Origin of the sequence: Variovorax sp. W2I14 (genome assembly GCF_050435205.1) — a bacterium.
Taxonomy (GTDB): domain Bacteria; phylum Pseudomonadota; class Gammaproteobacteria; order Burkholderiales; family Burkholderiaceae_C; genus Variovorax; species Variovorax paradoxus_C.
Genome location: NZ_JBNDJX010000001.1, coordinates 716,402 through 730,203, shown reverse-complemented (window position 1 = coordinate 730,203; position 13,802 = coordinate 716,402). Strand labels below are relative to the sequence as shown.

Here is a 13,802-nt window from a genome sequence, read left to right as displayed (position 1 = left end):
GGCGAGAACGCCATGCCGATCCCTGTTTCGCTCATCCGGGGCGCACGCTGCGCCGCTGCATCGGTCGCGCTGGTCGGCGCCGCGGCCGCCGCGCCTGCGCCCGGCGCCACGCAGCAGGCCCTGGCGCGCGACAGCTGCGAGGGGCTGCGCCGCGCCGTTGCGCACGACCAGGGAAGCGCGGCGTCGGGACCGCTGTTCCTGGCCAGCTACCGCCTGGCGAATGCGCCCGGCGAACCGCCGTTCGAGCCCGCGCTGGCGGACGCCGCCTTCACCTACGACAACGCGCTGGCCGGCATCGCGCTGCTGGCATGCGGCGAGGGTGCCGCCGCGCGGCGCATCGGCGACGCCGTGGTGCAGGCGGTGGCGCACGACCAGACCATGCCCGACGGGCGCGTGCGCAACGCCTACCGCGCCGGGCCGGTCACCGAGGAAAAGCCCGCGCTGCCCGGGCGCTGGGACGCGGGGCGCAAGCAGTGGATCGCCGATGCATACCAGGTCAGCACCGCCACCGGCAACGTGGCCTGGGCCGCGCTGCTGCTGCTGAACCTGCACAGCGCCGAGCCGACGCCCGCCTACCTGGCGACCGCGCGCCGGCTGCTGGGCTGGACCGAGCAGAACACGCGCGCAAGGAATGCGCCGAACGGCCCCGACGGCTACAACGGCGGGCGCCACGGCTGGGACAACGCGCAGCGCGCGCAGACCTGGAAGTCGACCGAGCACAACCTGGACATCGCCATGGCGGCGGCGTGGGCTGCGCGGGCCGTGCGCGCCGACGGCCAGCCCGACGCGGCCGAGCAAAGGCAGGCGCGCACCGCGCTCGATTTCGTACGCCGCATGTGGAACCCGTCGGAGCAGCGCTTCCACATCGGCACCAAGGAGGACGGCGCCACCGTCTCCACCGAAGGCTCGGGCCTGGACGCGCAGCTGTGGCCGGTGCTCGCAGCGCCCGAGGGCTCCTGCGCCTGGGTGCGCAGCCTCGACTGGGTGGAAAAGCACCACCGCTCCGGCGCGGGCTACGGCTTCTCGCGCGAGCCCGACGGCATCTGGACCGAAGGCAGCGCGCAGGCCGCGGCCACGCTGGTGGCCCGCAAGGGCGCGGCGCCCGAGGCGCTGTGGCAACTGCTCGCCTCGCAGCGCGCCGGCAACGGCCTGTACTACGCCACGCCGAGCGCGCGCATCTCCACCGGCCTGGCCATCGGCCCCGACTCGACCGGGGCCGATTTCTTCTACTACCGCTGGCCGCACCTGGGCGCGACCGCCTGGATCGCCCTGGCCGCCACGGGCTTCAACCCCTTCACCGGCAAGACCACTGCCTCGGGAGCCGTTCCATCATGTCCAGCCTGATCGCCACACCCGAATTCCAGCTCAACGCACTGGTCGCAGGGCTCGCCTTGCTCCTCATGACCTGGGCCCGCGTCGAGCGCACCACACACCGCGTGCTGTTCGGCGCGCTGACGGCACTGCTGCTGCTGCGCTATGCCGTCTGGCGCATCGTGGCCACGATGCCGCCCTCGGACCTGGGTTTCGAAACCCTCTTCGCCTGGGTGTTCCTGTGCTTCGAGCTGATGGCCATCGTCTACACGCTGATGTCGATCCACATGCTCATGCGGCGCCGCGACAACCAAGCGCAGGCCGACCGGGGCGAGGCCGCGCTGCGCGCACGCGGAGAGCAGGTGCCGGCCGTCGATGTCTTCATCTGCACCTACAACGAAGAGCTGGCCGTGCTCGAGAAAACCATCATCGCCGCGCAGGCCATCGACTACCCGCGGCTGAACGTCTGGGTGCTCGACGACACGCGGCGCGACTGGCTGCGCGACTACTGCGAGCGGCGCGGCGTGCACTACGCACGGCGGCCCGACAACAGCCATGCCAAGGCCGGCAACCTCAACAACGGGCTTCGCCTGTCCGCGGGCGTGACCGATGCGCCGTTCATCCTGGTGCTCGACGCCGACTTCGCGCCGCAGCGGCAGATCGTCTACCGCATGCTCGGTCTCTTCGAGGACAAGCGCGTGGGGCTGGTGCAGACGCCGCAGTTCTATTACAACGCCGACCCCATCCAGCACAACCTGCGCGCCACCGACAGCTGGGTCGACGAGCAGCGCGTGTTCTTCGACGTGCTGCAGCCCGCGAAGGACGCGGTCGATTCCGCCTTCTGCGTGGGCACCTCGTTCATCGTGCGGCGCGACGCGATCACCGAGGCGGGCGGGTTCCCCGTCGGCAGCGTGTGCGAGGACATCCACACCACCTACCTGCTGCTGCGGCGCGGCCGCATCACGCGCTGGCTGGGCGAGCGGCTGTCGAACGGGTTGTCGGCCGAGAGCATCGTCGACTACATCAACCAGCGCAGCCGCTGGTGCCTGGGCACGGTGCAGCTCGCGCTGCTGCCTGACGGCCCCCTGCGCGGCCGGGGCTACAGCCTGGCGGCGCGGCTGCATTTCCTGCACGGTCTCCTGCACTGGCTGGGCAAGCCCTTCATGGTGCTCATCCTGCTGGCGCCTGCGCTGTACTGGTATGCCGGCGTCTCGGTCTTCCACGCGACGCCGCAGGCCTTCGCGGCCTACGGCCTGCCGTCGCTCACGATGTTCTGGGCCTACAGCTACTGGATCAGCCAGCGGCGCTGCCTGCCTGTGTTCAGCGAGGTGAGCCAACTCGTCGCGGCGATGGCCGTGAGCGGCACGCTGGTGCGCGCGATGCTGAAGCCGTTCGGCCATCCGTTCAAGGTGACGGCCAAGGGGCTGGACCGCTCGCGCACGGTGGTGCACTGGCGGCTGGTGGCCGTTTTCGGTGGGCTGTTCGTGGCGCTGCAGGGCGCCGCCGCGATGGCGGCCCTCGGCGGCGCGGCGCTGACGCCGGGCGACGAACTCAACCTGATGTGGACCGGCATCGCGCTCGTGCTGTGCCTGGGAGCGCTCATGGCCTGCGTCGACCTGCCGCGGCCGCAGCAGGAAGAGCGCTTTCCCTGGCGCGAGCGGGCCCGCGTGCGAACGGCCGAGGGCGAAGGCGCGTCGCGCTTCATCAACATCGCGGCCGACGGCGCCTTGCTGGAACCTCGGGGACCGCTCAAGCGCCTGCGCGTCGGGCAGCCGCTGGAGGTCTGCATCGAACCCGTCGGCTGGCTGCCCGCCCGCCTCGCCGCGCGCGGCAAGGCCGGAGCCGAGCTGAGGTTTGCCGCCACCGAGACGCAGCGCGAACACCTCGTGCGCCATGTCTTCAATGTGCCGCCGAGCCATGTGGCCGTGCAGGTTCGGCCCTGGCAGGCGGCTTCGGCCCTGCTTGGCAGCGCAGGGTTCCGGGCGCCCGAAGCGGGATTTGCACGCCTGTCGCTGCGCCTGCTCCTCGTGGTGCTCGCTGCATGCGTCGTGCTGGTGACGACCGGATGCAATCTCACCCCGCCGCTCAAGGAGCCGGATCTGCCGGTGCCGTCGCAATGGCCCGCCGGCAATGCGTCGCAAGGCGCGCAGCCGGCCGATTGGCGCAACTTCGTGCAGGACGAAGAATTGCGCGGCCTGATTGCCGCGGCACTCGCGCAGAACCGCGACCTGCGTGTCTATGCCGCGAAGGCGCGGGAGGCGCGCGCCACCTATGCCGGCAGTCGCGCGTCGCTGTTCCCGCAGGTGGGCCTGTCGGCGCATGCGCAGCGGGCGCAGACCACGCCGCAAGGCTCGCTCAGCCCGGTCGGCAACCTGCCGTCCGACGGACGCGTGTCCAACAGCTTCGACGTCCAGGCGGGCGTGATGTCGTACGAGCTTGATTTCTTCGGCCGGCAGCAAAGCGCCGCGCAGCAAAGCGGCGCGCTCGCCTCGGCCGGCGACGAGGACTACGCGGCCGCCCGCATGAACCTGGTCGGCGAGGTATCGAACGCCTACCTCACGTTGCGTGCCGACCGCGCCTTGCTGGCGCTGGCAATGACCAACGAAGCCACGCTGAACGCCAACGCCGACATGATCGGACGCGCCCGCGCAGTCGGCGGCGCCGCGCAGCTCGATGTCTACAGAGTCCAGTCGCTGCTGCAGAACGCCCGCGTGCGACAGGAGGAATACCGCATGCGTGTCGCGCAGGATCTGCAATGGCTCAACGTGCTCGTCGGGCGTCCGGTGCCGCCCGAGACGGGCACCGCGCGGCCGTGGCCGGAGCGCTCCACGGCACAGGCCGCAGCCGGGTTGCCGTCCAGCCTGCTGCAGCGCCGGCCGGACCTGCGCGCGGCGTACGCGCGCGTCGAGGCCGCCAACTCCGGCGTCGGCGCGGCCAAGGCCGCCATGCTGCCGACCATTTCGCTGACTGCGCTGGCCGGCGGCGTCAGCAAGGAACTGTCGACGCTGCTCGACAGCGGCAACAGCAGTTGGGCCGGCGTGCTGGGCGTGTCGCTGCCGATCTTCGACTGGGGCCGCCGCTCCGCCAATGTCAGCGCCAGCCAGGAGCGGCTGGCGGCCGCGATGGCTTCGTACGAATCCGCGGCGCAGATGGCTTTTCGCGAGGTGGCCAACGCGCTGATCGCCGGCGACCACCTGCAGCCGCAGCTGGAGGCGCAAGAGGCACGCGTGCAGGTCCTGGAGAAGGTGGCCGGCATCTCGCGCACCCGCTTTCGCAGCGGCATGGAAGACTATTTCTCGAGCCAGGATGCGCAACGCGAGCTCTACACCGGGCAGCAGCAGCTCATCGAACTGCAGCTCAAGGCAGCGGTGAATGCGGTCAATCTGTACAAGGCACTGGGAGGGGGCTGGGACAGTGCGTAGAAGCGCGGCGCGGGCGCGATGGCGAGCGCCTTGGCAGCAGCAACCCCGGCGGTCCAGCTCTCCACGCGTCAGCCGGCTCCACGCGATCGACTGCGCATGAGGGAGACGCGGCGATCGCAGTGTCGCGAACCGTCGGAAACGGGGAAAGCGTGAGCTTGGAAACCGGCTCCAAGGCAAAGCGTCCGCCCTCAAGCGGCCAATTCGCGTGTTCAAAGTTCGTTGAAACGAGGCCAGGACCGGGCTGATCGGCCCTCCGGGTGATCCGTGCCCGCCACAAAAGTTGTTTAACTTTGTATTAATGTGATAAATTCACATTATTAACAATAAGAAACATCTCGGCACGACTTGTGATGACCAAGCCTTCGAACACACGCCCTCACGGCGGCTTCACGCTGATCGAATTGATGATCACGGTGGCGATCGTGGCCATCCTGGCCTCGATCGCGCTTCCCAGCTATCGGCAATACGTCATCCGGTCCAAGCGTTCGGCGGCGCAGGCACAGATGATGGACATCGCGAACCGGCAGCAGCAGTTCCTGCTGGCGAACCGCAACTACGCCGACAAGACCGCCCTCACCGCCAGCGGCTATACCCTGCCCTCCGATGTCGGCGTCAACTACAGCTATGACATCACCCTGTCCACCGGCGACGTTCCCGGCTACACGCTCACATTGACGCCGCAGGACGGCCAGGCGACCGACGGCCCGCTCACCCTCGGCAGCGACGGCGTCAAGACGCCGGCCGGCAAATGGTGAGCGCCTCGGCCGGAGCGCGCGCCGCGCGCCTGCAGCGCGGCGCCGGGCTGCTGGAAGTGCTGGTCGCGCTGATCGTGGTTTCCCTGGGCCTGTTCGGCCTCGTGGGACTGCAGGCCCGGCTGCAGGCGTCGGAGATGGAGTCGTACCAGCGCTCGCAGGCGCTGATCCTGTTGAACGACATGTCCAATCGCATCGCGATCAATCGCCGCGTGGCCGCCAGCTACGCCACCACGGATGCGCTGGGCAGCGGGGGCGCGTGTCCCTCGGCCACCGGAACGCGCCAGCAGGTGGATGCCGCCGAATGGTGCAACGCGCTCAAGGGTGCCGCCGAGACCTCGGGCGGCAGCCAGCTCGGCACGGTGATCGGCGGCCGCGGCTGCGTGCAGGACATGGGCAACAACGAATACCTTGTGACGGTCGCCTGGCAAGGACTGATCCCGATCAGCGCGCCGCCCGACGGAGTGCCCTGCGGCAAGAACCTGTACGACGCGGCCGGCACCCGCTGCGTGAACGACCTGTGCCGAAGGACGGTCACCACGCTCGTGCGCATCGGGGCCCTGTCATGACGCGCCGGCGCAGTTCGCCGCGCACCCAGCAGCGCGGCCTCACCCTGATCGAACTGATGGTGTCGATCACCATCACGCTCATCGTGACGGCCGCACTGATCGCGCTGTTCCTGAACGTGAACAACACCCAGCGGGAAATGGAGCGCGTGAGCCGGCAGGTCGAGAGCGGACGGCTCAGCATCTTCCTGCTGGAGAACGAACTCGCGCATGCCGGCTTCTGGGAGAACTACATGCCCCAGTTCGACGACCTCACGGTCAACGGTGTTCCGGAAAACGTGCCCACCGGCACGCCGCCCGATCCATGCCTTGCCTATTCGGCGGCCAACTGGACCGACGACTACAAGCGCAAGCTGCTCGACGTGCCCGTGCAGAGCTACGAGACCGTGCCCGCCAGTTGCGTCGACCTGCTCAAGAACAAGAAGGCCAACACCGACGTGCTCGTGGTGCGCCACGCCGAGACCTGCCTGCCCGGCGCGCCGAACTGCGATGCGGACACCCTGGGTGCGCTGTATTTCCAGTCGTCGCTGTGCGGCACGCAGAAGTCTTCGTCGTTCGACCTGTCCACGGCCGGCTTCGGGAACATGCTGGGCAAGGACTGCACGACCCCGTCGCCCAAGCGCAAGCTCATTGCCGACATCTACTACGTGCGCGACTACGCCGACACCGTCGGCGACGGTGTGCCGACGCTCGCCCGCTCTCGTTTCGACCTCGCCGCCGGCGTGCTGGCGCAGCAGCCGCCGGTGCCGCTGATCGAGGGCGTGGAGGGATTCAGGGTCGAACTCGGGCTCGACACCATCGGCAAGACCAGCGTCGCCGCGAACTATGCCGCCGCCATCGACTGGGCCGACCCGGCCAACAAGCTGACCCCGGCCAATCGCGGCGACGGCAGCCCCGATGGCGACTTCGTGCATTGCAGCGTCGCGGCGCCCTGCAGCGCCGACCAGTTGGTCAACGTGGTGGCCGTGAAGCTCCACGTACTCGCGCGCAGCCCCGAGGTGTCGCCGGGCCACAACGACACGCGCACCTACAAGCTGGGCGCGGCCACGCTGGGCCCTTTCAACGACCACTACAAGCGCCATGCCTTCATCACGACCGTGCGGCTCACCAACGTGACCGGCCGGAGGGAAACCCCATGAACCGCACCCCGCGAACCGCGCGCCGGCAAAGGGGCATGGCGCTGATCATCGGAATGATCATGCTGGTGCTCATCACGCTCGCCGTCACCACGGCGTTCAACGTGAGCAGCTCCAACCTGAAATCGGTGGGCAACCTGCAGACCCGCAACGAGGCCGTGGCCGCGGCCAACCGCGCCATCGAGGAAGTGGCCAGCAGCCTGCTGGTGCCCAATTCGGACGGCAGCCCTTCGATGACGCCGCCCCAGCAGACCGTCAGCCTGGTGGACATCAACAACGACGGCATCACCGACTACACGGTGGTCGTCGCGCCGCCGGTGTGCGTGCGCGCCACCAAGGCCATCGACACCGCCGGCGGCACGGTGATCGGCCCGAGCGGCATCACCGGCGGCGCTTCCAGCACCGGCTCGGGGCTCTCCACGCTGCCCGACCAATACAACTCGGTGTGGGACATCAGCACCACGGTGACCGATGCCACCACCGGCGCGGCGACCGCGGTGCGCCAGGGCGTGCGCGCGCTGCTGAACAAGGCGCAGTTCGAAGCCCTGTGCCCCTGAACGGCACGCCCCACCCGAATCACTGGACGACGAACGGATCGATCACCATGACAAAGAAATTCTTCGCGCCGCTGTGCGCCGCCGCTGCCTTGCTGGCCCTGTCGCCCGGCGCGGCGCTGGCGGAGGACATCGATCTCTTCGTGGGCTACAACCAGGCCGCCACGCAGGCGCCCAACGTCCTGTTCGTGCTGGACAACACGGCCAACTGGAACCAGCCGTTCACTGCCGAGATCGCCGCGCTCGCCAGCGCCTTCGAAAGCCTGCCGGCCAACAAGTTCAAGGTCGGGCTGATGATGTTCACCGAGAGCGGCGGCGGCAATTCCAATTCCGACGGCGGGTATGTACGGGCCGCGGTGCGCACGCTGGACAACGGCACCAAGGTCACGTACGCCGACCTCATCCGGAGCCTGGACAAGCTGGGCGACAAATCCAATGGCGGCAAGGCCGGCAAGACCATGGCCGAGGTCTACCGCTACCTGGCCAGCGCCGCACCGATCGCCGGCAACAACAAGCTGAAGGCCGACTACAGCGGCAGCGTCTATGGCACCGCCGCATCGAAGGCCGTGTATGCATTGCCGCGCAACGCGCTCAACGCCATCAACAGCACCACCTACGTGGGGCCGAGCACCGAGAACTGCGTCAAGACCTTCGTCATCTACATCAGCAACGGCGCGGCGCAGGACAACAGCAGCGACAGCCAGACCTCCTCCGACGCCCTGCGCGCCGCGGGCGGCAGCACCACCCCGATCGTGCTGAACCCGAGCGGCTCGCAGGACAACACGGCCGACGAATGGGCGAGGTTCCTGCAGACCAGCATGGGCGTGAATGTCTACACCATCGAGGCGGCCAAGGCGAGCGGCGGCCAGGGCCCGGGCTGGACGGCGCTGCTCAACAGCATGGCCAAGGAGAGCCAGGGCGAGTACTACGACATCTCGGCCGAGCCGGACCTGGGCGCCGCCCTGAAGGGTGCGCTGGACGACGTCTTCAGCAAGATCCAGTCGGTCAACAGCGTGTTCTCCTCCGTGAGCCTGCCGGTGAGCGTGAACACGCAGGGCACCTACCTGAACCAGGTGTTCGTCGGCATGTTCCGTCCCGACCAGAATGCGCTGCCGCGCTGGAACGGAAATCTGAAGCAGTACAAGCTCGGCCTGGACAAAAACAACCAGCTGATCCTGCAGGATGCCGCGGACGTCAACGCGGTGAACAACCAGACCGGCTTCGTGGCGCCCTGCGTCCGCAGCTTCTGGACCCCGCTGCCTAGCAACACCGACACCTACTGGAGCTTCCGCAAGTCGGGCGACTGCCTGGGCAAGGAAGCGGCCGACAGCCCGGACGGCAACGTGGTCGAGAAAGGCGCGCAAGGCTACATGCTGCGCCACCTTGCGGTGGCCAGCCGCAACATGAAGACGTGCACGGACGGCGCCTGCACGGCGCTCGCCAGTTTTGCCGATGGCAACGCCGCCATCACGCAGGCTGCCCTGGGCGTGCAGAGCACCACCGACCGCACCAACCTGATCAACTGGGTGCGCGGCGCCGACAACAAGGGCGACGAGCGGGTCGACACGAACGACAACCCGCTCACCTCCACCGCGATGCGCGCCTCCGTGCATGGCGACGTCGTGCACTCCCGGCCGGTGGCGGTCAACTACGGCACCGACGCGCAGCCGCAGGTGGTGGTTTTCTATGGCGGCAACGACGGGGTGCTGCGGGCGATCAACGGCAACCGGTCCGCGGCCATCGGCTCGGCGGCGGCGGGCGACGAGCTGTGGTCCTTCGTGCCGCCGGAGTTCTACGGCAGCTTGAAGCGCCTGTACGACAACAGCACGCGCATCAACTTCCCCGGACTGCCGACGACCACCGGCAGCCTCGCGCCCAAGCCGTACGGCATGGACGGCGCCGTCGCCGCCTACAGGCAGAACAGCACCGCCTGGCTCTATGCGAGCATGCGCCGCGGCGGGCGGCAGATCTATGCGTTCGACGTGTCGAACCCCGCGGCCCCGAGCCTCAAGTGGCGCAAGGGCTGCCCCAACCAGGACAACGACACCGGCTGCGACACCGGCATGCAGGGCATCGGCCAGACCTGGTCGGCACCGAAGGTCGTGAAGGCGTCGGGCTATGGCGGCGGCAACAGTCCGATCCTGATGTTCGGCGGCGGCTACGACAAGTGCGAGGACGTCGATGCCTCCGCGGCCGCCCAGGCCTGCGGCAGCGGCACCAAGGGCAACCGCATCTATGTGCTGGACGCGGACACCGGTGCGCAGCTCAACACCACCTTCACCACCGATCGCGCCGTGGCCGGCGAAGTGACCGTGATTGCCGACGCCGAGGGCGTGGCACGTTTCGCCTATGCGGCGGACCTGGGCGGCAACGTGTACCGCATCACCATCGGCAATGCGGCGCCGGGAAGCTGGCGCATGACCAAGATCGCGTCGCTCGGCTGCGACACCGTCTCGACCTGCACGCCCAACCGCAAGTTCATGTTCGGGCCCGACGTGGTCGAGGACAACGGCGTGTTCGTCGTCCTGCTGGGCTCGGGCGACCGGGAGAAGCCACTGCGCTACTACAACGCGGCGCTCGGTGTGGCCAACCGCTTCTACATGCTGGTCGACAAGCCCTCGGATTCGGATGCCTGGCTGGCCTCGGAATCGGCAAACTGCGGCAACACGGCCGTGCTGTGCCAGGCTTCGCTGGCGGCCATCACCGGCACCGCCACGCCGACGGCCAGCGACCTCGCCAACAAGAAGGGCTGGTACCTGGCACTCGCCCCCGGCGAGCAGGTGGTGACCTCCTCGGTGACGGCCTACGGCGTGACCACGTTCAACACCCACACGCCCACCGACCCGAACGTGCGGCAGTCGTGCCGCGCCGACCTCGGCACGGCCAACGTCTACAACGTGTCCTATGCCAATGCGGCGCCGCAGGGCACCAGCGGCCGCTTCCAGAACGTGGTGGGCGGCGGGCTGGCGCCCTCGCCTGTGGTGGGCCGCGTGCAACTGGACGACGGCAGCATGCGCGACGTGGTGATCGGCGCCAATCCCGATTCGTTCCTGAGCCCGAAGGGCGCCACGCCCAAGTCGGCGTTCAAGCAGCCCAAGGGCCGGGTGTACTGGTTCATCCAGAAATAGGCCCGCCGTGATCCGCCAACCTGTCCCTCCATGCCGGCGCCGCCGTGCGCCTCGGCCGGGCGGCTTCACGCTGGTCGAGCTGATGGTGACCCTGAGCGTGCTGGTGGTGCTGATCGCAATCGCGGTGCCCTCGTTCGACGGCGTGCGCCTGTCCAGCCGGCTCAATGCCTATGCCACCGCGCTGGTCGCGGGCGGCCAGCTCGCGCGCAGCGAAGCCATCAAGCGCAATGTGCCGGTGACGCTGTGCGTCTCGGCGGACGGCGCGAGCTGCGGCACCACGGGCCAGTGGGAAACGGGCTGGATCGTCCTCGCCGGCACCACGGTGCTGCTCCAGCAGCCCGCGGCCGCCGGCGGCTACCAACTGCGCGACGGCGGCGGTGCGAGCGCCCTCGTCTTCCAGCCGACCGGCGTGGGCGCCACCCCGGCCGGTATTACGATCTGTCGCGCCTCGCCCACAGGCAGCCAGGCCCGCTTGGTTAGCATCAGTGCCACCGGCCGCACTGCCGTCAAGCGCCTGAGCGATGGCACTTGCGCGAGTTAGCCCGCCAGACCGTCGCCTTGCGGCTTTGCCCAAGCGCGGTTCGGGCCCGCGGGAGGTTGACGGTCGTCGCCGGCATTGCATCCACTCCTTCTCGAATCACGCTTTCAGGAACAGACACGTAGCTTCATGGAACACCGGCTGGACTGGGCCCTCGCCGCCTGCGCTCGCATCCTTCGACCTGTGGTCAGGCTCGCGCTCGCAATGGGGGTCAAGCATCCGCACCTGGAAGAGCTGCTGCGCGACCTGCTGATCGAGGAAGCCCAGCGCTCCTGGCGCACGCAAGGCGTGCCCAGTCCCAACCTGAGCCAGTTGTCCGTCACGACCGGCCTGAACCGCAAGGCCGTGACGGCCAAGGTGCGGGCCACCGTCGATCCGCTGCCCCACACCGAGCTGTCGGCCGCCGCCAAGACCTTCACGCTGTGGCTGCAGATGCTCACCGAAAACGCGGCGCTCCGGCGCCTGCCCGTCACGGCCGGCCAGGCAGGGCCGTCGTTCGAGGCGGTGGCCCGCATGAGCAGCCGCGGCAACGTTCACCACCGGACCATCCTGGACGAACTGATCCGGCTGAACATGGTGGCCGAGAGCGACGGCGTGGCCGAACTCCTCACCGACGGATTCGTGCCGGTGCAGGACCTGCAGTCGATGCTGGCCTTCCTCGGCGACAACGGCCGCGACCACCTGCTGGCGGCCGTCTCCAACACCCTCGGCGAGCAGCCGCGGATGCTGGAACGCGCGGTGTACGCGCGCGGCCTGACGCTGCAGGAGTGCGAACAGATCCACACCCTGGTGCGCGAACGCTGGTCGGCACTGCACCACGAGCTTGCGCAGCAAATGACGCAGGCCGTCGACCACGCCCCGGCGGGCGCCAAGGGGCGCATCCGGGTCGGCATCTATACCTACTACGAAGACGAGAGCGCCGAGAGCGCGCCGCCCTCGGCTGTTTCCGCGAAAGGCGAGCACACATCATGAACACGACAACGACACCCCGAAGATTCATGCTGGGCTTGATATCGGCCGGCTTCATCGCCCTGCTGCTGTCCTGCGGAGGCGGTGGAGGCGGCGGCGGCGGTTCGGTCGCGGGGGCCGGCATCGGCGCCGGAGCCGCTGGCAGCGGCGCGGGCGATGCCGGCGCAGGCACAGGCACTGGTGGCGATTCCGGTACAGCCGGCAACGGCGGCACCGGAGACGCCGGCGGCGGCTCCGGGGACACCGCCAGCAATGGCAACACCGACGGCTCCGGCGTCGGTTCGGGCGGCACCGGCGCGACCGCGGCCGCGGCCGGCGTCGGCACGGCGGACGGCCTGGGCAGCATCATCCTGAACGGCCTGCGCTACAACACCGACACCGCCGCCATCACGGTGGAAGACGCCCCCGAACTGCAGATCGGCATGACCGCACGGGTGGCCGGCAAGGTCGATCCGGACTTCACCAGCGGCATCGCGGCCCAGGTCGTGTCCGCGGCCGAACTGCGGGGCACCGTCTCGGCCATCGATGTCGCCGGGGGCAGCTTCGCCGTGATGGGCATCAGCGTCAGCATCGACGCGGCCACGGTCTGGGCCGATGCGAGCGGGCTGGCGAGCGTGGTCGACGGCAGCCTGATCCAGGTGTGGGGCCTGCCCGGCGCGCCAGGCACCCTCCGCGCGACCCGCGTGCAGATCTCGCCCACCCTGACCGACCCGTTGGTCACCGGCTCCGTGCAGAACCTCGATGCCCTGCGCAAGACCTTCACGCTGGGCCAGCTGACGGTGAACTACGGCGCCGCCGGCTTCACGGGCATCGACCCCTCGGCGCTGGCCAATGGCGTCATCGTCCGGGCCCGCGGCAACGCCGCGCCGGTGGCCGGGGTGTTCCAGGCGGCCAAGGTCGAGGGCTGGTACGCCATTCCGGTGAGCGAGGGCATCGCGGTGCAGGTGGCGGGCGTCATCACCGATTTCGCCTCGCTCGGCGCCTTCGACGTGCTGGGCACGCCCGTGGACGCCACCAATTCGCTGATCAACGGCGGCCCGGACTCGTCCCTCGGCAACGGCGTGAAGGTGGAGGTCGACGGCTTCATGTCCGGTGGCGTGCTGGTCGCCAAGAAGCTGCGCATCCGCAATGTCCCGGGGACGGGCGGTCCGGCGTCGTTCACGCTGATCGGCGCCATCGGCACCTACCAATCCCCTGCCGACTTCCGGGTGCGCGGCCAACCGGTGAACGCCAGCGGACCAGGCACGGTCTTCAAGAACGGCACCGTCGCGAACCTGGGCGACGGCCAGCGCGTAACGATCGTGGGAGACCGCATCGTCGATGGCGTCTTGATCGCACACGAGGTGACGTTCAATCCCTGAGGCGGAGGGGCGTCCCGCCATCAACGCCTACGGACGCCTCCACGCACTGGATCGCAACCTGGCCG

The 13,802-nt window shown here is 69.0% G+C and carries 10 protein-coding genes; all 10 read left to right on the top strand.

Annotated elements, in window-relative coordinates; all coding sequences use genetic code 11:
• Positions 1 to 12 precede the first annotated feature (12 nt).
• The 10 genes from QF040_RS03475 (at position 13) to QF040_RS03430 (ending at position 13,737) form a co-directional block, all read left to right on the top strand.
• Positions 13 to 1,344 carry a hypothetical protein gene (locus QF040_RS03475; protein WP_429609862.1) on the top strand — a complete coding sequence of 444 codons (1,332 nt, stop codon included), beginning with the start codon at positions 13 to 15 and terminating at the stop codon, positions 1,342 to 1,344.
• On the top strand, positions 1,332 to 4,733 hold the full coding sequence (locus QF040_RS03470) for an efflux transporter outer membrane subunit (RefSeq protein ID WP_429609861.1): 3,402 nt from the start codon (positions 1,332 to 1,334) through the stop codon (positions 4,731 to 4,733). Before QF040_RS03475 ends, QF040_RS03470 begins: the two co-directional genes overlap by 13 nt.
• Before the next feature lie 350 nt (positions 4,734 to 5,083).
• Complete coding sequence (locus QF040_RS03465) at positions 5,084 to 5,488, top strand: type IV pilin protein (protein WP_429609860.1); 405 nt, start codon at positions 5,084 to 5,086, stop codon at positions 5,486 to 5,488.
• Positions 5,482 to 6,054 (top strand): type IV pilus modification PilV family protein, encoded by a 573-nt coding sequence (locus tag QF040_RS03460; RefSeq protein ID WP_429609859.1) that lies wholly within the window; start codon positions 5,482 to 5,484, stop codon positions 6,052 to 6,054. The genes QF040_RS03465 and QF040_RS03460 overlap by 7 nt, the downstream gene beginning before the upstream one ends.
• Positions 6,051 to 7,190, top strand: a complete 1,140-nt coding sequence (locus tag QF040_RS03455) for a PilW family protein (RefSeq protein WP_429609858.1) — start codon at positions 6,051 to 6,053, stop codon at positions 7,188 to 7,190. The genes QF040_RS03460 and QF040_RS03455 overlap by 4 nt, the downstream gene beginning before the upstream one ends.
• Complete coding sequence (locus QF040_RS03450; RefSeq protein ID WP_429609857.1) at positions 7,187 to 7,744, top strand: pilus assembly PilX family protein; 558 nt, start codon at positions 7,187 to 7,189, stop codon at positions 7,742 to 7,744. Before QF040_RS03455 ends, QF040_RS03450 begins: the two co-directional genes overlap by 4 nt.
• A 47-nt stretch (positions 7,745 to 7,791) precedes the next feature.
• On the top strand, positions 7,792 to 10,869 hold the full coding sequence (locus tag QF040_RS03445) for a pilus assembly protein (RefSeq protein ID WP_429609856.1): 3,078 nt from the start codon (positions 7,792 to 7,794) through the stop codon (positions 10,867 to 10,869).
• Positions 10,870 to 10,876: 7 nt separating this feature from the next.
• The gene (locus QF040_RS03440) at positions 10,877 to 11,410 is read left to right on the top strand and encodes a GspH/FimT family pseudopilin (RefSeq protein ID WP_429609855.1); all 534 of its coding nucleotides are present in this window, start codon (positions 10,877 to 10,879) and stop codon (positions 11,408 to 11,410) included.
• Positions 11,411 to 11,536: 126 nt separating this feature from the next.
• The gene (locus QF040_RS03435) at positions 11,537 to 12,379 is read left to right on the top strand and encodes a DUF6502 family protein (protein ID WP_429609854.1); all 843 of its coding nucleotides are present in this window, start codon (positions 11,537 to 11,539) and stop codon (positions 12,377 to 12,379) included.
• The gene (locus tag QF040_RS03430; protein ID WP_429609853.1) at positions 12,376 to 13,737 is read left to right on the top strand and encodes a DUF5666 domain-containing protein; all 1,362 of its coding nucleotides are present in this window, start codon (positions 12,376 to 12,378) and stop codon (positions 13,735 to 13,737) included. The genes QF040_RS03435 and QF040_RS03430 overlap by 4 nt, the downstream gene beginning before the upstream one ends.
• Positions 13,738 to 13,802: the final 65 nt, after the last annotated feature.

Coding starts and splice junctions, on each gene's coding strand:
- QF040_RS03445 (WP_429609856.1), top strand. CDS start 7,792: ATGACAAAGAAATTCTTCGCGCCGCTGTGCGCCGCCGCTGCCTTGCTG.
- QF040_RS03460 (WP_429609859.1), top strand. CDS start 5,482: ATGGTGAGCGCCTCGGCCGGAGCGCGCGCCGCGCGCCTGCAGCGCGGC.
- QF040_RS03465 (WP_429609860.1), top strand. CDS start 5,084: ATGACCAAGCCTTCGAACACACGCCCTCACGGCGGCTTCACGCTGATC.
- QF040_RS03430 (WP_429609853.1), top strand. CDS start 12,376: ATGAACACGACAACGACACCCCGAAGATTCATGCTGGGCTTGATATCG.
- QF040_RS03455 (WP_429609858.1), top strand. CDS start 6,051: ATGACGCGCCGGCGCAGTTCGCCGCGCACCCAGCAGCGCGGCCTCACC.
- QF040_RS03450 (WP_429609857.1), top strand. CDS start 7,187: ATGAACCGCACCCCGCGAACCGCGCGCCGGCAAAGGGGCATGGCGCTG.
- QF040_RS03435 (WP_429609854.1), top strand. CDS start 11,537: ATGGAACACCGGCTGGACTGGGCCCTCGCCGCCTGCGCTCGCATCCTT.
- QF040_RS03470 (WP_429609861.1), top strand. CDS start 1,332: ATGTCCAGCCTGATCGCCACACCCGAATTCCAGCTCAACGCACTGGTC.
- QF040_RS03475 (WP_429609862.1), top strand. CDS start 13: ATGCCGATCCCTGTTTCGCTCATCCGGGGCGCACGCTGCGCCGCTGCA.